The sequence below is a fragment of the Tannerella forsythia 92A2 genome, assembly GCF_000238215.1.
GTDB classification, from domain to species: domain Bacteria; phylum Bacteroidota; class Bacteroidia; order Bacteroidales; family Tannerellaceae; genus Tannerella; species Tannerella forsythia.
In genome coordinates this window covers 1,152,580-1,176,398 of the sequence record NC_016610.1, presented here as the reverse complement: position 1 = coordinate 1,176,398, position 23,819 = coordinate 1,152,580, and the positions used below count along the sequence as shown (strand labels likewise).

The 23,819-nt window shown below is 42.9% G+C and carries 22 protein-coding genes; all 22 read left to right on the top strand.

Annotated features, from left to right (window positions below; all coding sequences use genetic code 11):
- Positions 1-118: 118 nt before the first annotated feature.
- The 22 genes from dacB (at position 119) to BFO_RS04640 (ending at position 23,800) form a co-directional block, all read left to right on the top strand.
- Positions 119-1,582, top strand: coding sequence for a D-alanyl-D-alanine carboxypeptidase/D-alanyl-D-alanine endopeptidase (gene dacB / locus BFO_RS04745; protein ID WP_014224499.1), 1,464 nt, complete (start codon positions 119-121; stop codon positions 1,580-1,582).
- 78 nt (positions 1,583-1,660) lie between these two features.
- Positions 1,661-2,791, top strand: coding sequence for a hypothetical protein (locus tag BFO_RS04740; protein WP_014224498.1), 1,131 nt, complete (start codon positions 1,661-1,663; stop codon positions 2,789-2,791).
- Positions 2,792-2,794: 3 nt separating this feature from the next.
- A complete protein-coding gene (locus BFO_RS04735; protein ID WP_014224497.1) occupies positions 2,795-4,660 on the top strand; it encodes a DNA topoisomerase IV subunit B in 1,866 nt (621 codons plus the stop codon).
- A 10-nt stretch (positions 4,661-4,670) separates the two neighbouring features.
- Positions 4,671-5,150 (top strand): pantetheine-phosphate adenylyltransferase, encoded by a 480-nt coding sequence (gene coaD, locus BFO_RS04730; protein WP_014224496.1) that lies wholly within the window; start codon positions 4,671-4,673, stop codon positions 5,148-5,150.
- Positions 5,147-6,745, top strand: coding sequence for a S41 family peptidase (locus tag BFO_RS04725; RefSeq protein WP_014224495.1), 1,599 nt, complete (start codon positions 5,147-5,149; stop codon positions 6,743-6,745). The genes coaD and BFO_RS04725 overlap by 4 nt, the downstream gene beginning before the upstream one ends.
- A 38-nt stretch (positions 6,746-6,783) precedes the next feature.
- Positions 6,784-8,040 (top strand): SO_0444 family Cu/Zn efflux transporter, encoded by a 1,257-nt coding sequence (locus BFO_RS04720; protein ID WP_014224494.1) that lies wholly within the window; start codon positions 6,784-6,786, stop codon positions 8,038-8,040.
- Positions 8,041-8,275: 235 nt separating this feature from the next.
- Positions 8,276-9,319 carry a Gfo/Idh/MocA family protein gene (locus BFO_RS04715; protein WP_041591131.1) on the top strand — a complete coding sequence of 348 codons (1,044 nt, stop codon included), beginning with the start codon at positions 8,276-8,278 and terminating at the stop codon, positions 9,317-9,319.
- 19 nt (positions 9,320-9,338) lie between these two features.
- The gene (locus BFO_RS04710; RefSeq protein ID WP_014224491.1) at positions 9,339-10,313 is read left to right on the top strand and encodes a coiled-coil domain-containing protein; all 975 of its coding nucleotides are present in this window, start codon (positions 9,339-9,341) and stop codon (positions 10,311-10,313) included.
- A gap of 7 nt (positions 10,314-10,320) precedes the next feature.
- Positions 10,321-11,769 carry a lipopolysaccharide biosynthesis protein gene (locus BFO_RS04705; RefSeq protein WP_014224490.1) on the top strand — a complete coding sequence of 483 codons (1,449 nt, stop codon included), beginning with the start codon at positions 10,321-10,323 and terminating at the stop codon, positions 11,767-11,769.
- A complete protein-coding gene (locus BFO_RS04700) occupies positions 11,769-12,746 on the top strand; it encodes an NAD-dependent 4,6-dehydratase LegB (protein ID WP_014224489.1) in 978 nt (325 codons plus the stop codon). The genes BFO_RS04705 and BFO_RS04700 overlap by 1 nt, the downstream gene beginning before the upstream one ends.
- A gap of 5 nt (positions 12,747-12,751) precedes the next feature.
- Positions 12,752-13,906 (top strand): LegC family aminotransferase, encoded by a 1,155-nt coding sequence (locus tag BFO_RS04695; protein WP_014224488.1) that lies wholly within the window; start codon positions 12,752-12,754, stop codon positions 13,904-13,906.
- A 3-nt stretch (positions 13,907-13,909) separates the two neighbouring features.
- Positions 13,910-14,140: an acyl carrier protein gene (locus BFO_RS04690; RefSeq protein ID WP_014224487.1), complete on the top strand. Its 231-nt coding sequence runs from the start codon at positions 13,910-13,912 to the stop codon at positions 14,138-14,140.
- The gene (locus BFO_RS04685) at positions 14,140-14,889 is read left to right on the top strand and encodes an SDR family NAD(P)-dependent oxidoreductase (protein ID WP_014224486.1); all 750 of its coding nucleotides are present in this window, start codon (positions 14,140-14,142) and stop codon (positions 14,887-14,889) included. The genes BFO_RS04690 and BFO_RS04685 overlap by 1 nt, the downstream gene beginning before the upstream one ends.
- A 15-nt stretch (positions 14,890-14,904) precedes the next feature.
- Positions 14,905-15,900, top strand: a complete 996-nt coding sequence (locus BFO_RS04680) for a ketoacyl-ACP synthase III (RefSeq protein ID WP_014224485.1) — start codon at positions 14,905-14,907, stop codon at positions 15,898-15,900.
- 2 nt (positions 15,901-15,902) lie between these two features.
- A complete protein-coding gene (locus tag BFO_RS04675; RefSeq protein ID WP_046472580.1) occupies positions 15,903-16,931 on the top strand; it encodes a hypothetical protein in 1,029 nt (342 codons plus the stop codon).
- A complete protein-coding gene (locus BFO_RS04670) occupies positions 16,928-17,962 on the top strand; it encodes a polysaccharide deacetylase family protein (RefSeq protein ID WP_014224483.1) in 1,035 nt (344 codons plus the stop codon). The genes BFO_RS04675 and BFO_RS04670 overlap by 4 nt, the downstream gene beginning before the upstream one ends.
- Positions 17,959-18,594 (top strand): acetyltransferase, encoded by a 636-nt coding sequence (locus BFO_RS04665; protein WP_041590678.1) that lies wholly within the window; start codon positions 17,959-17,961, stop codon positions 18,592-18,594. Before BFO_RS04670 ends, BFO_RS04665 begins: the two co-directional genes overlap by 4 nt.
- Positions 18,591-19,601 (top strand): N-acetylneuraminate synthase, encoded by a 1,011-nt coding sequence (gene neuB / locus BFO_RS04660; protein ID WP_014224481.1) that lies wholly within the window; start codon positions 18,591-18,593, stop codon positions 19,599-19,601. Before BFO_RS04665 ends, neuB begins: the two co-directional genes overlap by 4 nt.
- Positions 19,598-20,752, top strand: a complete 1,155-nt coding sequence (gene neuC, locus BFO_RS04655) for a UDP-N-acetylglucosamine 2-epimerase (protein ID WP_014224480.1) — start codon at positions 19,598-19,600, stop codon at positions 20,750-20,752. The genes neuB and neuC overlap by 4 nt, the downstream gene beginning before the upstream one ends.
- The gene (locus BFO_RS04650) at positions 20,753-21,790 is read left to right on the top strand and encodes a nucleotidyltransferase family protein (RefSeq protein WP_014224479.1); all 1,038 of its coding nucleotides are present in this window, start codon (positions 20,753-20,755) and stop codon (positions 21,788-21,790) included.
- Positions 21,787-22,479 carry an acylneuraminate cytidylyltransferase family protein gene (locus tag BFO_RS04645; protein WP_014224478.1) on the top strand — a complete coding sequence of 231 codons (693 nt, stop codon included), beginning with the start codon at positions 21,787-21,789 and terminating at the stop codon, positions 22,477-22,479. The genes BFO_RS04650 and BFO_RS04645 overlap by 4 nt, the downstream gene beginning before the upstream one ends.
- The gene (locus BFO_RS04640) at positions 22,469-23,800 is read left to right on the top strand and encodes a hypothetical protein (protein WP_014224477.1); all 1,332 of its coding nucleotides are present in this window, start codon (positions 22,469-22,471) and stop codon (positions 23,798-23,800) included. Before BFO_RS04645 ends, BFO_RS04640 begins: the two co-directional genes overlap by 11 nt.
- Positions 23,801-23,819 lie beyond the last annotated feature (19 nt).

The window sequence follows — 23,819 nt, the reverse complement described above, 5'->3', positions numbered from 1 at the left end:
GGTAATGCTTTTTTTGAAGAAAACAACGAATACCGTAATTTTTCCGTATTTCTTTTTTCATATTCATATCTTTGCTTCTAATATTATATATAGATATAGATAAAAAATGAGGAATATCATGATTGATCGGTGGAAAATCATTTTGGCCGCATGTCTCTGCTTCGGTACACAGACAATTTTCTCCCAATCCGTTCCTGCTCCATTAAAGTGTTTCTTAGACAAGCCGATGGTTCGAGGAGCTTCCGTCGCATTGATGGTAAAGGAAGTAAGCAAAGGTGACGTCATATACGAGTATGAAAGCAAGCGTCTGTTGACCCCGGCTTCGGTGATGAAGACCATTACGGCAGCAGCTGCTCTTGAAATCTTAGGTGAAAACTTTCGCTTCGAGACGTCTGTTTCGTACGACGGAGAAATTCGCGACGGCATCCTGCACGGTAATTTGTACCTCTGCGGAAGCGGAGACCCTACGCTTAACTCGTCTGAACTTGATACCCCGAAAGACAGTGTGCTGATGCTTTGGGCAGCCGGTATCCGCAAGGCCGGCATCCGCGAAGTTGCGGGAGCGCTGATTGCGGACGAAAGCATTTTCGATACCGAAGGCGTATCGATGAAATGGATGCGTGAAGACCTCGGAAGTGAATACGGACAGGGGAGCTATGGGCTGAACATCTTCGATAATCAGTTCCGTCTGTACCTTGAGAGCGGAGTGGCCGGTACAACTCCGGCGATCAAATACTGTGAACCGGACATACCGTCTCTCACGTTTCACAACTATCTCAAAGCTCTTCCCGCATCTACCGACAGCTGTTTTATCATCGGATTCCCATTTTCCAATGAGCGATACCTCTACGGTGCAATCCCTACGCGCTGCTCTCACTTCAAACTGATTGGCGATATTCCCGACCCTGCGCTTTTTTCAGCCCGTTACGTTCATACGTTCCTTCAACGCGAAGGTATCCGCATCAAAGGGGCTCCTTCGTGCCATCGCATCCTTTCACAGGCTGGACAGTGGAAAGAGACACCCCGCAAAACCTTGATCACAACTTATTCGCCTCCGCTTAAGGAGCTCACTCGCATATTTTGTTTCGTCAGCCATAACCTGTATGCCGACGCCGTGTTCAAAACGCTCGGGTTACGTTATGCTCCTTCCTCGAAAGAGGCGATCTCTTCTTTCGGAAGGGGAGCACAGGTCATCACACAGTATTGGAAGCAAAAAGGGATCGACACCTCTTCGCTCCGGATGTTCGACGGGAGTGGTCTGGCCATTACCAACAAAGTAACGGCCGAATTCCTGTGCGACGTATATACTTACATGGCCATGCGTTCGAAAGCATCGGAGGCCTTCGTGCATTCGTTGCCGCAAGCAGGGATAGACGGTACCTTGCGAAACATGATGAAAGGAAGCTCGTTGCAAGGAAAAGCGCGACTGAAAAGCGGCAGCATGAGTCGTGTCCTGTGTTATGGCGGATACATCGATCACGACGGGAAGCGTTATGCCGTTGTGATCTTAGTCAATAATTTCACCGGAAAAAGTCGCCGGATGAAAGCCTCTATCGAGGAGTTACTACTCTCCCTTTTCTAAAAAACAACACAGGTCTGAATTAAAATCACTACATTTGTCGCTTAAAAAAACGGAAGAACGTTTACAGCAGCTGCGAATATGAGTGTATCAATTAAAGAAGTAACAACAAAAAAGGATCTGAAGAACTTCGTCAAGTTCAATATCGATTTATACAAAGACAACCCGTATCATGTTCCCGGACTTATCGAGGAGGAAATGATTACCTTATCGAAAGAGAAGAATCCTGCTTTCGAAAACAGCGAAGCGATTTATTTTTTGGCGTATAAGGATGATAAGATCGTGGGGCGGATTGCCGGGATGATTGTCCATGCCAGCAACAAGATCTGGGGACAAAAATATGCACGTTTCGGTTTTGTCGACTTTATCGATGATCCGGAAGTTGTCGATGCCTTGTTTCATGCCGTAGAGGCATGGGCCCAAGCCAAAGGTATGGAAGCTGTTCACGGGCCGATGGGCTTTACCGACATGGATCACGAGGGGATGCTGATCGAAGGGTTCGACCAGCTCGGCACGATGGCAACGATCTACAACTATCCGTATTATCCCCGACAGATGGAACGGATGGGCTACGTGAAAGATCAGGACTGGCACGAGTTTAAAATTTATATCCCGGACGCGATCCCCGAAAAACATTTGCGCATCGCCGAAATCGTGAAAAAGAAATACGGCCTCAAAGTATTGAAGTTCAAAAAACGAAAAGACATTCAGCCGTATGCGCGCAAAGTCTTCGAAACGCTAAATGCGTCGTTCGCTCCGCTCTACGGGTTTGCCGAACTGACCCCGAAGCAGATTGATTACTATGTAAGGATATATATTCCGATGTTGCGTCTTAACCTGATCACGTTGATTGTGCGCGAAGAAGACGATACGGTAGTCGGCTTCGGTATCTCGCTCCCCAGCCTTTCGCATGCCTTGCAAAAGGCCAAAGGGCGACTCTTCCCGTTCGGTTTCATTCCACTGCTCAAAGCAATGCACTCGAAAACGAAGATTGTCGATCTGTATCTGATGGGTATACTTCCCGAATATCAGAACAAAGGCGTGAATGCACTTCTTTTCTGCGACCTTATCCCCGAATATATCAAGCTGGGAGCGGAGTACGCGGAGAGCAACATCGAGTTGGAGACAAATACGGCCGTACAGGCGCAGTGGGATTATTTTAAACGTGAGCATCATAAAACACGAAGGGTCTTTATCAAAAAACTGATTTGATTTATGAACGAATACGCAAACCTTTCGCAAACGACGGTTTACGAAGATAAAGATATTGTCACGCTCGAAGGACTTGACGCCGTTCGCAAGCGTCCCGGTATGTATATTGGCAATACGCACGGCGGCGAAGATCGGCACGATGGCATCTACGTCCTTCTGAAAGAGGTCATCGACAACTCAATCGATGAGTTCCGTATGAAAGCCGGCACCCGGATCGATCTTACGATCGACGAAGGGCATGTATCGGTACGTGACTACGGACGCGGCATTCCGCAAGGTAATCTGGCGAAAACCGTCTCGACGCTTCATACCAGCGGTAAGTTTGGCTCCGAGGCATTCAAGAAGTCCATCGGTCTGAACGGAGTCGGTATCAAGGCGGTCAATGCGCTGTCTACCGATTTTACCGTCGTATCGTATCGTGATCAGGTAGAAAAAAAGGTTGAGTTTCAGCGCGGAAAACTTGTCTGCGACGCTGAGGCTGTTGAGACGAAAGAGAGAAACGGGACTCTTATCCGGTTCACGCCCGACCCTTCCATTTTCGAAAATTACGCATACCGTCACGAGTTTGTCGAGGCATTGGTTCGGAATTATTGCTACCTGAACTCAGGACTGTCCATTTATTACAATGGAGAAAAATATATTTCGGAAAAAGGTCTTGAAGATTTGCTCAATGAAAACATCACCGACGAGATTCTTTACCCTATCGTACATCTCAAAGCGAACGATATAGAGATTGCCTTTACGCATGTCAACCAGTCGCGCGATGATTATTATTCGTTCGTCAACGGACAGTACACTTCGCAGGGAGGCACGCATCAGGCCGCATTCAAAGAGTCTTTTGCACGTACGGTGAAGGAGTTTTACAATAAGAACCTCGAAGTGGCCGATATCCGTAGTGGACTTGTAGCCGCTATATATATAGGAGTAGAGGAGCCGGAGTTCGAATCGCAAACAAAGATCAAGTTAGGCTCGCGAAACATGAGTCCGAAAGGCAATCTGTCGGTGGCCAAATTTATCGGCGATTTTATAAAGAAGGAGGTCGACAATTACCTTCACAAGAATCCGGAAACAGCCGATGCGCTCTATAAAAAGATACAGGAATCTGAAAAGGAGCGGAAGGCCATCGCCGGAGTGGCGAAATTAGCACGGGAGCGGGCTAAGAAGGTGAACCTTCACAACCGTAAGCTGCGCGATTGCCGTATCCACCTCAATGACGGGAAGAGCGATAACAAGACCGAGAGCAGTATCTTCATTACTGAGGGCGACTCGGCCAGCGGTTCGATCACGAAAAGCCGTGATCCGAACTTACAGGCCGTATTCAGTCTGCGTGGAAAACCGCTGAACTGCTTCGGTCTGACTAAAAAAGTCGTGTATGAGAATGAAGAATTCAACCTGCTGCAAGCCGCCTTGAACATTGAAGACGGGCTGGACGGATTGCGCTATAACCGGGTCATCATTGCCACGGATGCCGATGTGGACGGCATGCATATCCGGCTCTTGCTGATCACGTTCTTTCTCCAGTTCTTCCCCGACTTGGTGAAACAAAAGCATGTATTTATCCTTCAAACCCCGCTCTTCCGCGTCCGTAACAAACAGAAAACCATCTATTGCTACAACGAGGAAGAGAAAAACGCGGCAATTCATGAATTGGGAAAGAATCCGGAGATTACGCGCTTCAAAGGATTAGGTGAAATTTCTCCCGACGAATTCAAACATTTTATCGGGAAAGAGATGCGCTTGGATCCTGTTTCCATCAAAAAGGAAGACGCGATCAAGGAACTGCTCGAATTTTACATGGGAAAGAATACGATGGAGAGACAAAATTTTATTATTGACAATCTTGTGGTAGAGGAAGACCTCACCGCCTGAATGCAGACACATGGAAAAAAGAAGAGCTATTTTCCCGGGAACTTTCGATCCTTTCACGATCGGCCATCAGTCGTTGGTCGATCGTGCATTAACGTTAGTCGACGAAATCGTCATTTCCATCGGAATCAATTCGGCCAAAAAAACATATTTCTCATTAGAGGAGCGAGTGGCATCCATTGAACAACTCTATCGCAGCGATCCTCGCGTTAAAGTCATGTTGTATGACTCGTTGACCGTCGATTTTGCGAAACGCATAGATGCCCGGTTTATTCTGCGCGGTATCCGCACCGTAAACGATTTTGAGTACGAGAAGTATATGGCGGATGTCAACCGTGAACTCACCGGTATCGAAACGTTCATTCTTTTTACTGAGCCCGAATATACACATATCAGTTCCAGTATCGTGCGCGAGCTGTTACAATATGGCAAAGATATCTCCCGTTTTGTTCCTCAAGAAGTTCAACACACATTAAAACAACAAAAATCATGAACAGAATTTTATCGATCCTTATAGTCTGCATATTGCTTTATTCATCGGCTCATGCGCAGCAGCGATCCGACATGGAAGCCCGGAAGCTCTCCATGGCATTGTATGCCATCAGCAACTTATACGTGGATAAGACGGACGAAAAGAAGCTGGTAGAAGATGCAATCGTCGGGATGCTTGAAAAGTTAGACCCTCACTCCGACTATTCGGATCCGGAGGAAACGAAAGAGCTGACGGAGCCGTTGGACAGTAACTTCGACGGCATCGGTATCCAGTTCAATATGCTTACCGACACGCTCTACGTGATTCAGGTCATCTCCGGAGGTCCTTCGGAAAAAGTAGGACTGATGGCCGGCGACCGGATCATCATGGTAGACGATTCGCTGATTGCCGGTGTGAAGATGAAAACGAGCGACATCATGAAACGGCTGAAAGGCCCGAAAGGTACCGAAGTGCGTGTGAAAGTGAAACGCGGTACCTCCAACGAATTGCTCGAATTTAAGATTATCCGTGGCAAAATACCCGTTTACAGTTTAGACGCTGCTTATATGGCCGATGCAACGACCGGATACATCCGCTTGAATCGTTTCGCCGCCTCTTCGAACGAAGAATTTAACCAAGCGCTCGACAAGCTCCGCAAACAGGGTATGAAACATCTGATTCTGGACTTGCAGGGCAACGGCGGAGGCTATCTCCATGTGGCGTGTGCCTTAGCCGACGAATTTCTCGGAAAAGACAGGCTGATCGTCTATACAAAAGGGAACAGACAGCCACGCGAGGAGGCCGACGCTACCGAAAAAGGAGGATTTGAGAACGGACGGCTGATCATCATGGTCGACGAGTCATCGGCTTCGGCGAGTGAGATCGTCTCCGGGGCCGTGCAGGATTGGGACAGAGGCATCATTCTCGGACGCCGCACGTTCGGCAAGGGACTTGTACAAAAACCGATCCCCATGCCCGACGGATCGATGATCCGCCTCACTGTCGCACGTTATTACACGCCTTCGGGACGATATATTCAAAAACCTTATAAGAACGGTCAGGCCAAAGAATATAATCGTGATCTGATCGAACGGTATAATCGGGGCGAACTGATGAATGTCGACAGTATTCATTTTCCCGATTCCTTGAGATTCAATACCTTGTTGAATAAACGCACGGTCTATGGGGGCGGCGGAATCATGCCCGATATTTTTATTCCTTTCGATTCGACGCGTTACACCGACTATCACCGGAAAGTAGCCGGGATGGGAATCGTCAACCGCGTAGCGATGAATTATCTCGACAGGAATCGCAAGGAACTGAGCAGGAAATATCCGGCATTCAAAACATACAGGGCGAAGTTTGAAGTGACGGATGAAATGCTTCAAGAGCTTCAGAAACTTGCGGCCGACGAGAAGATCGAATTTAACGAGGAGCAATATCATCGGTCCAAGCCGCTGATTTCGCTTCAACTTAAGGCGCTTATCGCACGCGACTTGTTCAATATGAACGAATACTTTCAAACGATCAACGACGACAACGAAAGCCTGAAAGAAGCCCTGCGTATCATCAACGACGAGGCTGCCTATCGCAAGGTGCTCGGACAAAGTCAATGACATGAAGGGAATGATCGGTTAATAAAAGAAATTATCTTATGGAATCATGGAATGCATTTATCAGCCTGTTGAATGAGATGTCGCCCTACCTGTTGCTGGGCTTCCTCTTTGCGGGACTGCTGCACGTGTATGTACCGCGGGGAATTTACATGCGCTATCTTTCGCAGAATGATTTCCGGTCGGTACTGTGGGCGGCCTTATTCGGTATTCCATTGCCTCTGTGTTCCTGCGGAGTGATACCCACAGCCATGTCGTTACGCAACGAAGGGGCAAGTAAGGGAGCAACCACCTCCTTTCTGATCGCTACGCCACAAACAGGGGTCGACTCCATCATGGCGACTTATTCGCTTCTGGGACTTCCGTTTGCTGTCATCCGTCCGTTCGTGGCGTTAGTGACCGCGTTTGTTGGCGGAATGGCGGTGAACCGCTTCGCCGCCGGCAGTGAGAAAGAATCGAACGGATCATCTCCTTCTCCATGTGAGACCGGATGCTCCAACAATAACAATTCCTCCCGTTCGAGACGATCCAACCGTCTGATTGAAGCGCTGCGCTACGGATATGTGGAAATGCTTCAAGATATCGGTAAATGGTTAGTGATCGGGTTGGTGATTGCGGGACTGATTACCGTCTTCGTGCCTACAACCTTTTTCGAGCAGTATGCTGACACCCCGATAAAGAACATGTTACTCGTACTACTCTTTTCTGTCCCCATGTATCTTTGTGCCACGGGGTCTATCCCGATTGCTGCGGCACTGATGCTGAAAGGCATGTCGCCCGGTGCGGCGCTCGTCCTGCTGATGGCGGGGCCGGCCACGAACATGGCGGCTATTCTCGTTATACGCAAAGTGATGGGCGCAAAGACCCTTATCACTTATCTTGCAGCCATCATGATCGGTGCAGTCGGCTTCGGGCTGGTAATCGATTATCTACTGCCTGCCGAATGGTTTGCGGCTCCGCTCACCGTCACGGCTGCGGCCTGTTGCCAGCCGGATACACCCTGGTTCAAGACCTCGTGCAGCATCCTGCTTGTGCTACTGCTTGTTTATGCTTTTTTCTTGAAATACAAACAAAAACCTGTACAAATAAACGATATGACAGCAAAATATAAAATTACCGGCATGAGTTGCAACCATTGCAAAGAAAGTGTGGAGAAAGGCCTTGGCAAGTTGGCGGGCGTCACTTCCGTAAGCGTTGATTTGAACAGTGGGACGGCTTTTGTTGAAGGCACCGCTACGGAAGCCGAAGTCAAGGCGGTGATCGACGATCTCGGCTTCGGGTACGGCGGAAAAGCATAAGGCAGAACGGACGGAACAGAGGCGCCACCCGCCCGTCTCGTCGTGACCCGGAGACAGGACGGGCGCAACGTATCATATATAAGCGCCTGTCGGGCGAAGAGAAAGCATACTTTTCCGGGCACGGATGCCGCTTGCAATAATATAGAATAAGTTTTGTATCTTTGCAACGCTTTTTAGGTCGCCCCGCACGATGGGAGTGACGTGGACTTGTTGTATGGAGAAGACAACAAAAAAGATGATCAAACAGGTTCGTTTTGCCGTGGTGGGTTGCGGACATATCGGCAAACGCCACGCGGAAATGATCGCCCGTGAAGAGGGAGCGGAGCTGGTGGCCCTCTGCGATATCCGACCCGAACTCGTATTGGGTATCGAGGCATATAAAGTACCTTTTTTCCGCAGTTTGGATGCTTTATTAGAAAGCGGTATTCCGTTCGACGTATTAAATATCTGCGTGCCGAACGGTCTGCATGCCCCGATGGCTATCCGGGCGATGGAAGCAGGCTGTCACGTGGTCATCGAAAAGCCGATGGCACTCTCTGTAGCCGATGCCGAGAAGGTCATCTACACCGGTCTGAAACACCATCGACAAGTCTTCTGTGTGATGCAAAACCGCTATTCTCCGCCTTCGGTCTGGATCAAAGAGATAATTGAGTCGGAACGTTTGGGACAGATTTACATGGTGCAGCTCAATTGTTACTGGAATCGCGATGAACGTTATTACAAACCCGGCGGGTGGCACGGAACGGCCGACTTGGACGGCGGCACACTCTTTACACAATTCTCGCATTTTATTGACGTGATGTACTGGCTTTTCGGTGACATTACCGACATACAGGCGCGATTCGACGATTTCAATCACCATGACACAACCGCGTTCGAAGACTCGGGCGTCGTTCACTTCCGTTTTACGAACGGAGGAGGTATGGGCTCGTTGAACTACTCGACTGCCGTTTGGGATAAAAACCTCGAAAGCAGTATGCTGATTGTGGCGGAAAACGGAAGTGTGAAAATTGGCGGACAGTATATGAACGAAGTCGAGTATTGCCATATCCGGGACTACGAGATGCCTGTCCTGCCGCCTACGAATCCGGGCAACGACTACGGCGCCTACAAAGGCTCGGCACAGAACCATCACCTCGTGATCCGCAACGTGGTGAATGTGCTTTCCGGTAACACCTCCGATACGATAACGACGAATGTACTTGAAGGCATGAAAGTCGTCGATATCATCGAGCGGATTTATGCGTTGAAAATATCCGGACAAAAAATGATTAAATAATAAATTAACATTAATAATTATGGCAACCGTCGTATCATCAAAAAACACCAAGACGGAGATTCTCGAAGCATACGAAAATCTTTTGGAAGAAGTGCAGAAAGCCAAAGCTAATCATCCTAAACTGCAACAGGAAGAGAAGCAAAATAAAGAAATAAGTGATCGTGTTTCCGACTTGTCAAAAGACAATATCGGAAAAAGTATCGAAAACCTGAAAGTGACTTTAAACGGTTCGTTAAACGAATTATTGGAAGGGCTTTCCATCGAATATAAGAAATTATCCGATATAAAAACGGCCATTGCAGTTGAGGAGAAGAAACTCGAAGAATTGTACTCGCTCACGGCCAATACTGACTCGTTAGCCACAATGCTTCTTGTACAGAAAGAAAAGAAAGAAGCTTTCGAAAAAGAAATGACTGAAGCGAGACTTTTATGGGAGACGGAGAAGCTGAAACACAAAACGGCAGAGGAGGAGTATGCCAACGAGGTGGCCAAGCGACGTAAGCGTGAAGAAGAAGAGTATACGTACCATCTGAAAACAGCAAGGCAAAAGGATACGGACGAGTATAAATCCAAAGTGCAGCAACTCGAAAGAGAGCTTCAAGAGAGGAAAGCGCAGTTCGAGCAGGAAATGATGGAACGTGAAACGAACCTCAAAACTGCAGAAGCAGAATTGGTGGAGTTGCGCAAATATCACGCCGAGTATCCTCAGATGTTGGAAAAGGCGCTGACCGATAAGGAGACGGAGATCACAAAGAGCTTAAAGACGGAGTATGAGTTTAAAAACAAACTCTCCGAACAGCAGAATGAGGCAGAGATTCGTCTGAAAGATCAGCAAATAACCTCTCTGCAGGAAAAGATAAAAGAGCTCCAGGCACAGGTAAAAGAGTATGCCGATAAGGCTCTTCGTGCTGAAACCAGTGTAAAAGATATTGCATTGAAAGCGATTCAGAACTCTTCAATACCTCGCTACGTAAAAGAAAAAGAAGGAGAATAATATCTAAATGCCTGAAGCGACACTGAAAGAGAAAACAGCCAAGGGCTTGTTCTGGGGCGGAATCAGCAATTTCGTACAGCAAGTGATTGGTATGGCTTTTGGTATAGCCATCGCCCGGATCCTTTCGCCCGACGATTACGGATTAGTGGCGATGCTGGCCATCTTCACGGCGATGGCCAATGCGGTTATGGACAGTGGCTTTACTACGGCGCTTATCAACAGAAAAACTATCGAACACAGGGACTATAATGCGGTCTTCTGGTTTAATGTCTTTGCGGCTATTGGAATGTATGTCATTCTGTTTTTTACGGCGCCACTGATTGCCCGGTTTTATAACCAGCCGGTGCTGGTTCATCTTTCTCGAATCGTCTTCCTGAGTTTTATCCTTGCGTCTTCCGGCATTGCACACAACGCCTATCTACTTAAAAAAATCATGGCCAAGCAACGTGGAATCATCGATATGGCGGCGGTGTTCTGTTCGGGTGCAGTCGGGCTGGTATTGGCGTTAAACGGTTTTGCGTTTTGGGGATTGGCGGTGCAGCAGCTGTCTCAGATAATGATTGCCGTAGTGCTGCGCTGGTACTTCTCGCCATGGAGGCCGACATTTGAATTTGACTGGGCCCCGCTCAAAGAAATGTTCGGATTCGGAGTGAAGATATTTATCGGTGTTATTGTGGGTATGTTATCTGCCAATATCTTTTCCGTCATATTGGGGCGTTATTATGGAAAAACGGAAACGGGTTATTATAGTCAAGGTAATAAATGGGCCTCTTTGGGTAATTCTGTTTTGTCGGGGATGATAACAGGAGTGGTACAATCCGTTCTCGTAGAAGCTTCGGATAATATACATCGGCAGGTTAATGTGTTTCATAAGTTAGTAAGATTCGGTGCTTTTGTTACTTTTCCTGCAATGTTTGGATTACTTTTTGTCGGGAAAGAATTTGTTTTACTGACGATCGGTGAAAAATGGCTGGGCAGTGTCATATTTTTGCAGTTATTCTGTATTTGGGGGAGTTTTGGTTTCTTGGAATCAATCTATGTGTATTTGCTAATTTCCAAAGGAAAATCGGATGTTTATGTATGGGTCATTACTGCCATGTGTTTCTTTCAGATATTAAGCGCTTTATTAATGAGGCCATTAGGAATCATACCGATGATTACTGCCTACATCGTAATTCGTTTAATGTGTTTCTTCCCGAATCACTATTTTACAAATAAACTGATTGGTATTAGATTTTTATCTATAATAAAAGATATATTGCCATACTTTGTAATTGTAATCTTTTCCATTGGAATGACGTGGTTTATTACGAAAAATATTGGAAATATATACATATTATTCTCTGCTAAGATCATATTAGTTGCTGCCTTTTATATTGGGATATTATGGATGACAAACTCCGTTATTTTTAAAGAAAGCCTTGGTTTTGTGGCAAGAAAAATCAAATCATTATAATGCAAACAATACTAGTTACCGGAGCAGATGGATTTATCGGTTCTCACTTAACGGAAATGTTATTGGAGGAAGGTCATCATGTACGAGCGTTGTCTTACTATAATTCATTTAATGACTGGGGATGGCTTGAAGGATTGGATCATCCTGAGTTGGAAGTGGTGACGGGTGATGTACGCGACCCGTACTTTTGTAAACACCTATCGAAAGATGTGGATACGATTTTTCATCTGGCTGCCCTCATCGCAATCCCTTATTCGTATATAGCTCCCGACAGCTACGTAGATACAAATATCAAAGGGACATTGAATATCTGTCAGGCAGCAAAAGAAAATGGAGTGAAGAAGGTGCTAATAACTTCGACTTCCGAAACGTACGGCACAGCGCAATATGTGCCGATCGATGAGAAGCATCCGAAGCAACCGCAATCGCCCTATTCGGCAACGAAGATTGCGGCCGATGCCATGGCGATGAGCTTTTACAATACGTTCGAACTGCCGGTGATCGTTGTGCGCCCTTTCAATACGTATGGGCCTCGCCAATCGGCACGAGCCATCATCCCTACTATCATAACGCAGATTATGAGTGGAATGAAAGAGATACGACTGGGTGATCTAAGCCCTACTCGTGACTTTAATTATGTCAAAGATACTTGCAGAGGGTTTATCGAACTTTCGAATTGTGACCAGGCTATCGGACAGGAAATCAATATTTGCAGCAACTATGAGATATCCATGCGTGATACATTTGAGCTGGTAGCCCGACTCATGTTGGCAGATGTAAAATTCATTGAAGATGCACAACGTCTGCGTCCTGCAGGTTCTGAAGTCTTCCGTTTATGGGGAGACAATACGAAATTAAAGTCTCTTACCGGATTTACCCCTTCATACTCGATTGAAGAAGGACTTAAAGAAACGATCGAGTGGTTTAAGAATGACAAGAACTTAGTGAAATATAAATCCGGGATATACAACGTGTAGCGTCTATGGAGAGCAGCTATAAGAAAATAACAGATTTTATTCATGATTTATACGGAGCTCCGGAAGTTCCTCTTCATGCACCTTGTTTTATTGGAAATGAAAAAAAATATTTGGCCGAATGTGTTGACACGACATTTGTATCCAGCGTAGGTCAATTTGTTGATAGATTTGAGGAAAAGATGGCCCAATATACCGGAGCGGCAAGGGCTGTTACTTGTGTGAACGGCACCAATGCCTTGCATCTGGCGCTGTTGCTTGTCGGAGTAGCGCGAGGAGACGAAGTCTTGACTCAAGCGCTTACGTTTATCGCCACATGTAATGCCATACGTTATATCGATGCACACCCGGTCTTCTTAGATGTTGATCAATCGACTATGGGACTTTCGCCGGATGCGATGCGTGATTGGCTCTTCAGAAATGCGGAAATGAAAGATTCGCAGTGCTTTAACAAAAACACCCAACGTCGGATAAAAGCCTGTGTGCCGATGCATACATTCGGGCATCCTGCAAGAATCGATGAAATTGCGGCTGTTTGTGAAGAGTATCATATCGAATTAGTTGAAGATGCGGCAGAAAGCCTTGGTAGTCTATATAAAGGACAGCATACCGGACTTTTCGGGCGTGTCGGCGTGATTAGTTTTAACGGAAACAAGACGATCACGACCGGTGGTGGCGGAATGTTATTATTGAATAACGAAGAATTGGGAGCTCAAGCCAAGCATCTTACGACACAGGCGAAAGTGCCTCATCGTTGGGAGTTTATTCACGACAGGGTCGGCTATAATTATCGTATGCCTAATATCAATGCGGCATTGGGATGTGCGCAATTAGAGCATTTGGAAGAATTCGTCCTGAATAAACGTGAAACGGCCGAAAAATATCACGCGTTTTTTGCGACAATAGATGATATGGATTATTTCCTCGAACCTGAAAACTGTCGATCGAATTATTGGTTAAACACCATCCTGTTGAAAGACAGACAAGCTCAACAGGATTTTTTGCAGTATACGAACGCCCATGGCATCATGACACGCCCTGCATGGCAGCTTATGAATCGATTGGAAATGTTTAAAGGATGCGAAACCGATGGCTTGAAACATACACAATGGCTCGAAGAACGAATCGTAAATATCCCTAGTAGTGTAAATCTGAAAAAGTGAATTATGGAATTAAAAGAGTTTATTGAAAGAATTGCAGACCAATTTGATGATACAGACATTAGTGAATTCGTACCAACTACTAATTTTAAAGAATTGGAAGAATGGTCTTCATTAACAGCTTTAGCTGTTTTAAACATGATTGCTAAAAAATACAACGTAAATATAAAAAACAGTGATTTGTTAGAGATCAACTCTATTGAGGAATTGTTTAATTATGTTCTGTCTAAGCAATAATGGAACAAAATCCATTTTCTTTGTCAAATAAAACGGTGTTAGTTACGGGAGCGTCGTCCGGTATTGGGCGAGCAATATCCATACGATGTTCTGAAATGGGGGCAAATATAATTTTAACTGCACGTAACCAGAGTCGTTTGCAAGAGACATTATACCAAATGTCAGGCAAAAATCACATAGAACTTGCCGCCGATTTGACTGACAAAGCATCAATGGATAATTTAGTGGAACAGCTTCCCGATTTAGATGGAATAGTACATTGTGCAGGCGTTAATCATAGGATTGTAACAAAGTTAATTGAGCCTGCTGACATTGAACAAACAATCTCTCCGAATCTTGTTGCTCCGATCTTGTTGCAAACAGCTCTTTTGAAGGCAAAAAAAATAAAAAAAGAAGCGTCTATTGTCTTCATTGCTTCTCGTGCAGCTTATGCACCCAGTGTCGGGAATGCTTTATACAGCGCCTCAAAAGGAGCGATGATATCGTATGCAAAAGTATTGGCTTTAGAACTCGCGCCTCGTCAAATTAGGGTGAATTGTATTTGTCCTGCCATGGTTTTAACGAATATGATATCAAATATCGGTTTTAATCATGACAAACTAAATGAAGCGCAGCAGAAATATCCATTGAAACGTTATGGCACACCCGATGATATCGCCTATTTGTCTATTTATTTATTGTCCTCCAAAAGTTCGTGGATGACGGGGAGCTGTATTGATATAACGGGAGGAGGAGAAGGTGTCTTATAACGTAAGTATCAACAGATGGAAGCGTATATAAAAGCGATATCGTATTATTTACCCCAAAAGACAGTCTCAAATGAGCAGTTGGCCGAAGAGTTTCCGGAATGGTCTGTAGAGAAGATAACAAGTAAAATTGGGGTGACTCAACGGCATCTTGCGGCAGAAGATGAAACAGCAACAGACATGGCGATATCAGCGGCGAAGAGACTCTTTGATGAGCATTGTATAGATAAAAAAACGATTGATTTTGTATTACTCTGTACCCAAAGCCCGGATTATTTTTTACCCACGTCTTCCTGCATTATTCAGAACGAGTTAGGGCTTCCGACGTCATGTGGGGCTGTAGATTACAATTTGGGATGCTCTGGTTTCATTTATGGTTTATCTATTGCTAAAGGGTTAATTGCGATAGGAGTCGCTCGTAATGTGCTGCTAATTACGGCGGAAACATACAATAAACATATTCACTATAAAGATAAAGGAAACAGAGCTATTTTTGGAGATGCTGCTTCTGCATGTCTAATATCTACTGATGGATTTGCAGAAATAAAGGATTTTAGCTTAGGCACGGATGGACGTGGGGCGGAAAACTTAATCGTAAGAACAGGGGCATTCCGTAATAAAAGCCCCCGAAACGATCTGACTTTTGACAGTTCAGGGAATCCGATATCCGGAGATTATCTGTATATGAATGGAGGTGAAATCTTTAATTTTACTGCGGAGGTTGTTCCCGTTCTTATTGAGGATGTGTTGAAAATAAATCAACTAACTCGAGATGATATTGATCTATATGTATTCCATCAAGCAAATAAATATATGATAAATTATCTGAGAAAATTGCTTGAGTTGCCTAAAGACAAATTCTATATATGTTTGGAAGAAACGGGGAATACGGTATCCTCAACGATACCGATTGCTTTATATCAGGCAAAGAAAGAAAATAAGTTATTAGGTAATATACTGTTAGCCGGGTTTGGTGTTGGATATTCTTGGGGAGGAGTAATGTTGAAGATATAATAATGATTTACACAGTTAAATACGCAGAAAACAGTGATTCCCTAAAAATCCAATCTTTTATCAAGAAGCATTGGAAACAAAATCACATCTTAGGCTTGTCTAAAGAAGTGCTTGATTTCCAGCATTTAAATCCGTTAAATCAAAACTATAATTTTATTATTGCGGTTAATAATACGACTAACGAAGTTGACGCTTTATTAGGTTTTATACCGACATATCAATATGACAAAGAGCTTTTTAAGGAAGGAGATTATTGGGGGGCCATTTGGAAAGTGCGCACAGATGTACAAAATGCCGAAATTAAAAATTTAGGTCTTACTATTTGGGAGAAATTATTTGAATTAGATAATTTCCAATCTTGGGCGGCTATAGGCATTAGTGAAATTGCTAAAAAAATTTATGCAATTTCCGGTATGCAGATCGGAGAGTTGGCACATTATTACTTGCCTAATATAAATGTCAAGAATTTTTATATTGCTGAACATGTAGATGTAAAACAAGTATCGTTCCCCCAATATCCCGGAGATATTGCGATTAGGGAAGTTCGTATAGAGCAGATACAAGAAAGGATTGACTGTACTTATCGGCCGAGGAAATCAATTTCATACTTGAAAAATCGATACTTAAATCATCCTTTTTATAAATATTGCTTTTGGGGAATTTTTGATTCAGAACGACTTGTATCGATATGGACTTTACGAATCATAAAAATGAATAAATCGAGGGCGATTAGGATTGTCGATATATTAGGAAATATCGAATATCTCCCTTGCTTGTCGGCTGAATTACAAAAAATGTTGGTAGATATTGGGGCTGAATATATGGATATCCTTAATTACGGAATAAACGAAGAGGTCTTTTTTAACCTTGGATTTCTTAAGTTGAATCCAATCGGAGATGTGATTATTCCAAATTATTTCGAACCGTTTGAAAGAAAGAATATAAGAATTGAATTTGCATACAAAGCGGATTTTAACTATGTAATTTTTAAAGGTGATTCTGATCAAGATCGACCTAATATTATACAATGAGAGAGACTAAACTGACGATAATAATGTATCATTATATTCGTGATTTAAAGAAATCGCGATATCCTCGAATTAAAGGTTTAGATATTCATTTGTTTAAAGAACAGTTGGAATATTTGAAGAAGCATTACAACTTTGTTACGATAGAACAAATTATTGCAGCATTTGATGGCAAGATGGATGGTGAAAATATGTTAACGGGGGGGGGCTTGCCCCCTAATCCTGTTCTGCTGACTTTTGATGATGCTTATATAGATCATTTTATAAATGTTTTTCCTGTTCTTAAGAAGTATCATATACAAGGCGCTTTTTATCCGCCTGTGAAAGCAATAACGGAGCACAGAGTATTGGATGTAAACAAAATACACTTTATCTTGGCATTAACTTCAGAAGACAAATTCCCCTGTTTGCTCAATGAAATAAAGCAATTGCTGTTGAAATATCAAGAAGAGTTTGATTTAAGATCATTTGATTATTACTTTGAGAAACTTGCAACCGCAAATAGATTTGACAACAAAGAGACTATTTTTGTAAAGCGTTTATTGCAAGTTGAATTACAGGAAAAATTACGAAAGCAAATAACAGACGAGTTATTCGCCAATGTTGTGGGTATAGATGAGGAATCTTTCAGTCATGAATTGTATATGAACATTGATCAGCTTCAATGTATGGCAGACTGTGGTATGCATGTTGGGAGTCACGGATATGATCATTTGTGGTTAGGGACGCTGAATAAGGAACAGCAAAAATACGAAATTGAGAAATCAAGAGAATTCATACAACGAATAAATGGCAATTTAAACCATTGGACGATTTCTTATCCTTATGGAAGTTATAATGATGATACCATTTCTTTATTAAAGACATATGGATGTAAGTTAGGGCTAACGACGGAAGTTTCTCTATGTTCCGTATCTTCTGTACAAGATTCGATCTACAAATTACCTCGGTTAGATACCAATGATATCCCGAAAGATGCAAATGCCGTTGTCAATAAATGGTATGTGGAATCTAATGATACAAACATCGCATGAACCGGAGTATCGTTCTTATTGGAGGTGGGGGGCATTGCAAATCTGTTATAAATGTTGCTGAATCTGCAGGGTTTCGTATTCTTGGAATTTTGGATACGGCAGAACATATAGGGGGGAAAGTACTTAATTATGAAGTTATTGGTACGGATGAGGATATTTGCAGACTCATCGATTATGCTTCTTTTATTGTTACCGTCGGTCATATAAAGGATGCTTCTTTGCGGATAAAGTTACATGAAAAGGTCCTCCGCAAAAATGGAACATTAGCTACCCTCATCTCTCCTACGGCTATTATTTCTCGCTATGCTGATATAGGAGAAGGCTCCGTAATCATGCACCAGGCGGTAGTAAATGCAGATGTCTGCATTGGGAGAGGGTGTATTATAAATACATTTGCGAACATAGAGCATGATTCTGTAATAGGAGATTACGCACATGTGTCTACGGGAACAATGGTAAATGGAAATTGTTGTGTAGGAGAAGCTTCTTTTTTGGGCAGTCAGTCGGTAATGGTAAATGGAACAAGCATTACGGACGGGTGCGTGATTGCTGCGGGATCTGTCGTAAGAAAAGATATAAAAATAAGAGGTATCTACTCAGGAAATCCCGCTTTATTAAAAGTCAGACTATGAATAAAACTATCATCATTGCAGAAGCTGGTGTAAATCATAATGGCGATATACGGATTGCCAAGCAATTGGTCGATGCTGCAGCAATGGCAGGGGCTGATTATGTGAAGTTTCAGACATTTAAGACTGAGGCGCTCGTTTCAAAAGATGCCCGAAAAGCAAACTATCAACAACAGAATATGTTTTCGACTGACGATACCTCGCAATATTCGATGTTGAAGAAGCTGGAATTGTCCAGAGAGCACCACTACGAATTAGTCACATATTGTAACCGGAAAAAAATAAAGTTTCTTTCCACTCCATTCGATTTGTCAAGCATCGATTTCTTGGCTTCGCTGCATTTGGGTTTATGGAAAATCCCGTCCGGAGAAATAACGAATTATCCGTATTTAAAGAGGATTGCATTGTGGCATGAACCTGTGATTTTTTCTACAGGTATGTGCGAAATGACAGAAATAGAAGAGGCTATGAAGGTCTTATTACGAAACGGATTGACGAAAGAACAACTAACCGTGCTGCATTGTAATACGGAATATCCCACGCCGATGCGCGATGTGCATTTGCACGCAATGAAAACAATCGCAGATCAATTAGGAGTTAAAGTAGGATATTCGGATCATACTTTGGGGATTGAGATACCCATTGCGGCCGTTGCACTTGGAGCATGTGTCATCGAGAAACATTTTACACTCGACCGAGAGATGGACGGACCGGATCATAGAGCGTCCTTGGAGCCGAAAGAACTTACCCAAATGGTGTCAGCCATTCGGAATGTAGAGAAAGCATTAGGAGGCACAGAGAAGAAAGTCAGTGCATCGGAAGAGAAAAACAGATGTATTGTTCGAAAGAGCATCGTTGCGGCATACGACATTAAAAAAGGAGACGTCTTTACAGAAGAGAATCTCACTGTGAAGCGTCCGGGAGACGGCATTTCGCCGATGCAATGGGAACATGTCTTAGGGAAAGAAGCGAAGCAAGACTTTGCGACGGATGATTTAATCGTATTATGAGGAAGGTTTGTGTTGTTACAGGAACCCGTGCCGAATATGGCCTGTTAAGCCGCTTGATGTGGCTTATCCGGGCGGATCATGATTTAACGCTTCAGATCATTGCGACTAATATGCATCTGTCTCCGGAGTTTGGTCTGACCTATAAAGAAATAGAAGCGGATGGTTTTACTATTGATAAAAAGGTGCCGATGCACAAGCTTGCTGACACGAGTAATGGTATTGTAAAGTCTATGGCAGTAGAACTTTCAGGTATCGCAGATGCTTATGAAGAATTGAGACCGGATTTAATCGTCTTACTTGGCGATCGATACGAAATGTTGATTGCAGCTACGGCAGCGTTAGTCTATAAGATCCCGATAGCTCACATCCATGGAGGAGAAATTACGGAAGGAGCATTCGATGACGCCATCCGTCATGCAATTACGAAAATGAGCCATTTGCATTTTACTTCTACGGAGGAATATCGCAGACGTGTCATTCAACTTGGCGAGCAACCGGACCGTGTCTTTAATGTTGGTTCTCTTGGCGTTGAAAACATCAAGAAGATGACTTTGATGAGTAAAGATGAAATCGAAAAATCATTAGGTTTTGAATTGAATAAAAAGACTGTTATTGCGACGTATCATCCTGTAACATTGACAAAAGGAAACAATCGAATAGAAATGGATGAATTTCTTACGGCATTGGATGAAGAAAAAAACATACGTGTTCTTTTTACAATGCCTAACTCCGATCCGGAGGGAACATACATCTCAGAGAGGATCAGCGAATTCACGACAAGAAATAGAGAACGTGCTATCGCTTTCACATCATTGGGAATGAAACGATATTTATCTGTGATAAAGCATGTTGCGGCTGTCATTGGAAACTCATCGAGTGGAATTATTGAAGCTCCTTCATTGAGAATCCCTACACTGAATATTGGTGACCGTCAGAAAGGTCGGGTGACTTGTGATAGCATTATAAGCTGCTATAGCGATAAAGACTCTATAAGAAAGGGACTTAAAAAAGTCTTATCGGAAGAGATGGCTGAAATCGCGAAAGAGGTTCGTAATCCGTATGAGAAAAAAAAAACGGCACAATCGATTTTTAATGTGATTAAAGGTTACCCGTTAAATGATTTGGCTCAAAAATCTTTTTACAATCTTTGAATGGAAAGATTTGCAAAGTATCTGATTGAAGATACCGCAACAATAAAAGATGCGTTGGTCGCATTGAACAAACTTTCTATTGATCCCCTGACCTTATTTGTTATCAATAACAATAAAGTTATGACCGGGACATTAACTGATGGGGATATTCGCAGATGGTTAGTTGCAGGCGGCTCTTTAGAGGATTGTGTGCGGGAAGCAATGGAGAAAAAATTCCATTTTCTTGAGAAAAAAATAGATGTCAATCAGGTTAAGTATTTAAGGGAAAATCAAATCACATTAGTCCCATATTTGGATTCTGAAGGAAAGGTCGTAAAAATATATGATCTAAAAATAAAAAGATCAATTTTGCCGATTGACGCTGTGCTTATGGCAGGAGGGAAAGGCGAACGATTGCGCCCTTTAACGGAAAAAGTGCCGAAGCCTCTTCTTCCCGTTGGTGACAAAACCATTATCGACTATAATATTGAACGTCTTCTTTCTTATGGCGTAGAACATATCTCTATCACTGTAAACTATCTGAGAGAACAAATAGAGTCTCATTTTAAGGATAAACGAGAAAACATACAAGTGGAATGTGTACGAGAACCAACCTATTTAGGAACGATTGGTTCGGTGAAATTTGTTCCGACTTTTCACCATGATACCATCTTAGTCATGAATTCAGACTTATTCACGAACATCGATTATGAAGAGTTTTATCTGCATTTTCGTAAATATAATGCCGACATGTCTGTTGCAGCCGTTCCGTATTCACATTCCGTCCCTTATGGCGTGTTTGAGTTGGATGGCCATGATATTCTGGGAATAAAAGAGAAACCGGTTTTTAATTACTATGCCAATGCTGGTATATATTTAATCAAGAGATCTCTTATCGGATTAATACCGGATAATGTATACTGTGATGCAACTGATTTGATGGATTTATTGATAAAAAGAAGAAAGAAAATTATCCGTTTTCCTTTAATGGGTTTTTGGGTTGATATTGGTAAAAAAGAAGATTACGCGAAAGTACGAGAGATCGCTAAATATCTATGATAAATACGGATAAAAAGATTTTGGCTGTAATTCCGGCAAGAGGGGGGAGCAAAGGACTACCCGGTAAAAACATCAAACTTTTGCACGGAAAACCTTTGATTTGTTATTCTATTGATGCTGCAAGAGGAGTTTTATCGGATGAGCATATCTGTGTCTCTACGGACGATAAAGAGATCATTCAGATTGTAGAAAATTATGGTTTATACGTTCCTTTTATTCGTCCGGACGAATTAGCAACTGACAGGTCTTCCGTTAATGATGTGCTCTTACATGCTCTTGATTTTTACAAACAGAGAAGTATCGATTACGATGTTGTTTTATTGCTTCAACCGACTTCTCCTCTAAGAACATCTCAAGATATAGAAAAGGCGTTCAGCTTGTACGACGACTCCATCGATATGGTCGTATCCGTTAGCATATCACACGCTCCTTCTGTTTTATGTAAAGAGAACCAATCCGGTTTTGTGGAGTTGATGCTGAATCCGACCGCAGGAAGACGCCAAAACATACCTGTTTATTACGAATATAATGGAGCAATCTATATCATCAATCCGAAGTCTTTACGAGAAAAAGGGATTTCAAACTTTGAAAAGAAAATAAAGTACATTATGCCCAAGCATCGATCTATTGATATTGACGATCAATATGATTTTATGTATGCAGAAACAATTTTAGCTTATGAACGTTAGTCAGAAGAATCCGATCGTATACGTTGTCCATCATGTTGACACGGAGGGTCCCTTGTATGAATCAGTCTCGGAAACATTTAAACGGATAGAAGAAATTATAGGTATCAGTATTCCTCTTTCACCTACAAAAAACAACCTGATAAAATTACAGAAAGGAGAGGTTGATTTTCTCCGTCCGGATGAAATAGAAAAAATGAAAGTCATCATTTCTCCACATTTACTTGAATATAAAAGCTCATGGAAAGAGATCGATGAAATGCTTTTTAGAATCTTGACGTCCAATTTCAGGAATAAATATAAGGATAGCTTTGGCAACGGATGGATTTATAATTGGCATATATTGGATCATGCGGGGTTTGAAACAAACCCGAGACATAGAGATATGGGATATCTGAATATCTATGACCATTATATGGAAATATTCAGCCAATTGGAGGATTGTCAGGTTGATGCCGTAGAATGGCATTTCCATCCGATACATTATAAGAAGCAAGCAAACATAAGCGCTACTTCTTATGACAATAATTCGGAAGTATTATATCAGATATTATGTCGTCGATTAATAGAACGAAATTATTTTCCACTTGTTAACAGAGCCGGATTTCATACTGAACGGCCTGACTCGAACTGGTTTCTTGAACAATGGATTCCTTTCGACGCCTCAAATCAATCAATAGAAAACGATGACTATTATTCGAGTGCTCGTTTTGGGGATTGGGCAGGGGCTCCCCATGATTGGAGTATATATCATCCGGATATTTATGATTGGAGGAAAATAGGGAGGTGTAACCGATATATTGCACGCGTTCTGAATTTAAAGACAAGATTTCGGAATATTACAATTGATGAGATACGGAAGGCCTTTTCAAAAGCCCGAAGAGGACAATGTGATGTATATCTGGGAGTCACAGATCATGATTTTAGAGAAATATCGGTAGAAATTGATGAGTTTTACAAAATGTTACTTGAAGTTTCAAAAGAGTATGGCGATGTTGATTTCTCCTTTGCCCGTTCTATCGATGCGTTTAGAAATGTGATCGGCATTACAGGGCAAGAGGAGAAGATCGATCTGGATTTCAAAATCGAAGAAAATCTGTTGCAATTAGATATTATTTCAGGAGAGCCTTTTGGCCCTCAACCTTTTCTGGCTATTAAAACCAAAAGCGGAAAATATCTCCATGATAATCTCGACTTCGGAAAATTCAAGCAACAGTACTATTATACATTTGATGTTTATACTGTACCGTTAGATGAAATAGCATCTGTAAAAATAGCATGCAATGATAAATATGGGAATCAATGCATAAAAACAATTATTTAAATGATAAGCAATAGGCGTT

Coding starts and splice junctions, on each gene's coding strand:
- dacB (WP_014224499.1), top strand. CDS start 119: ATGATTGATCGGTGGAAAATCATTTTGGCCGCATGTCTCTGCTTCGGT.
- BFO_RS04740 (WP_014224498.1), top strand. CDS start 1,661: ATGAGTGTATCAATTAAAGAAGTAACAACAAAAAAGGATCTGAAGAAC.
- BFO_RS04735 (WP_014224497.1), top strand. CDS start 2,795: ATGAACGAATACGCAAACCTTTCGCAAACGACGGTTTACGAAGATAAA.
- coaD (WP_014224496.1), top strand. CDS start 4,671: ATGGAAAAAAGAAGAGCTATTTTCCCGGGAACTTTCGATCCTTTCACG.
- BFO_RS04725 (WP_014224495.1), top strand. CDS start 5,147: ATGAACAGAATTTTATCGATCCTTATAGTCTGCATATTGCTTTATTCA.
- BFO_RS04720 (WP_014224494.1), top strand. CDS start 6,784: ATGGAATCATGGAATGCATTTATCAGCCTGTTGAATGAGATGTCGCCC.
- BFO_RS04715 (WP_041591131.1), top strand. CDS start 8,276: ATGATCAAACAGGTTCGTTTTGCCGTGGTGGGTTGCGGACATATCGGC.
- BFO_RS04710 (WP_014224491.1), top strand. CDS start 9,339: ATGGCAACCGTCGTATCATCAAAAAACACCAAGACGGAGATTCTCGAA.
- BFO_RS04705 (WP_014224490.1), top strand. CDS start 10,321: ATGCCTGAAGCGACACTGAAAGAGAAAACAGCCAAGGGCTTGTTCTGG.
- BFO_RS04700 (WP_014224489.1), top strand. CDS start 11,769: ATGCAAACAATACTAGTTACCGGAGCAGATGGATTTATCGGTTCTCAC.
- BFO_RS04695 (WP_014224488.1), top strand. CDS start 12,752: ATGGAGAGCAGCTATAAGAAAATAACAGATTTTATTCATGATTTATAC.
- BFO_RS04690 (WP_014224487.1), top strand. CDS start 13,910: ATGGAATTAAAAGAGTTTATTGAAAGAATTGCAGACCAATTTGATGAT.
- BFO_RS04685 (WP_014224486.1), top strand. CDS start 14,140: ATGGAACAAAATCCATTTTCTTTGTCAAATAAAACGGTGTTAGTTACG.
- BFO_RS04680 (WP_014224485.1), top strand. CDS start 14,905: ATGGAAGCGTATATAAAAGCGATATCGTATTATTTACCCCAAAAGACA.
- BFO_RS04675 (WP_046472580.1), top strand. CDS start 15,903: ATGATTTACACAGTTAAATACGCAGAAAACAGTGATTCCCTAAAAATC.
- BFO_RS04670 (WP_014224483.1), top strand. CDS start 16,928: ATGAGAGAGACTAAACTGACGATAATAATGTATCATTATATTCGTGAT.
- BFO_RS04665 (WP_041590678.1), top strand. CDS start 17,959: ATGAACCGGAGTATCGTTCTTATTGGAGGTGGGGGGCATTGCAAATCT.
- neuB (WP_014224481.1), top strand. CDS start 18,591: ATGAATAAAACTATCATCATTGCAGAAGCTGGTGTAAATCATAATGGC.
- neuC (WP_014224480.1), top strand. CDS start 19,598: ATGAGGAAGGTTTGTGTTGTTACAGGAACCCGTGCCGAATATGGCCTG.
- BFO_RS04650 (WP_014224479.1), top strand. CDS start 20,753: ATGGAAAGATTTGCAAAGTATCTGATTGAAGATACCGCAACAATAAAA.
- BFO_RS04645 (WP_014224478.1), top strand. CDS start 21,787: ATGATAAATACGGATAAAAAGATTTTGGCTGTAATTCCGGCAAGAGGG.
- BFO_RS04640 (WP_014224477.1), top strand. CDS start 22,469: ATGAACGTTAGTCAGAAGAATCCGATCGTATACGTTGTCCATCATGTT.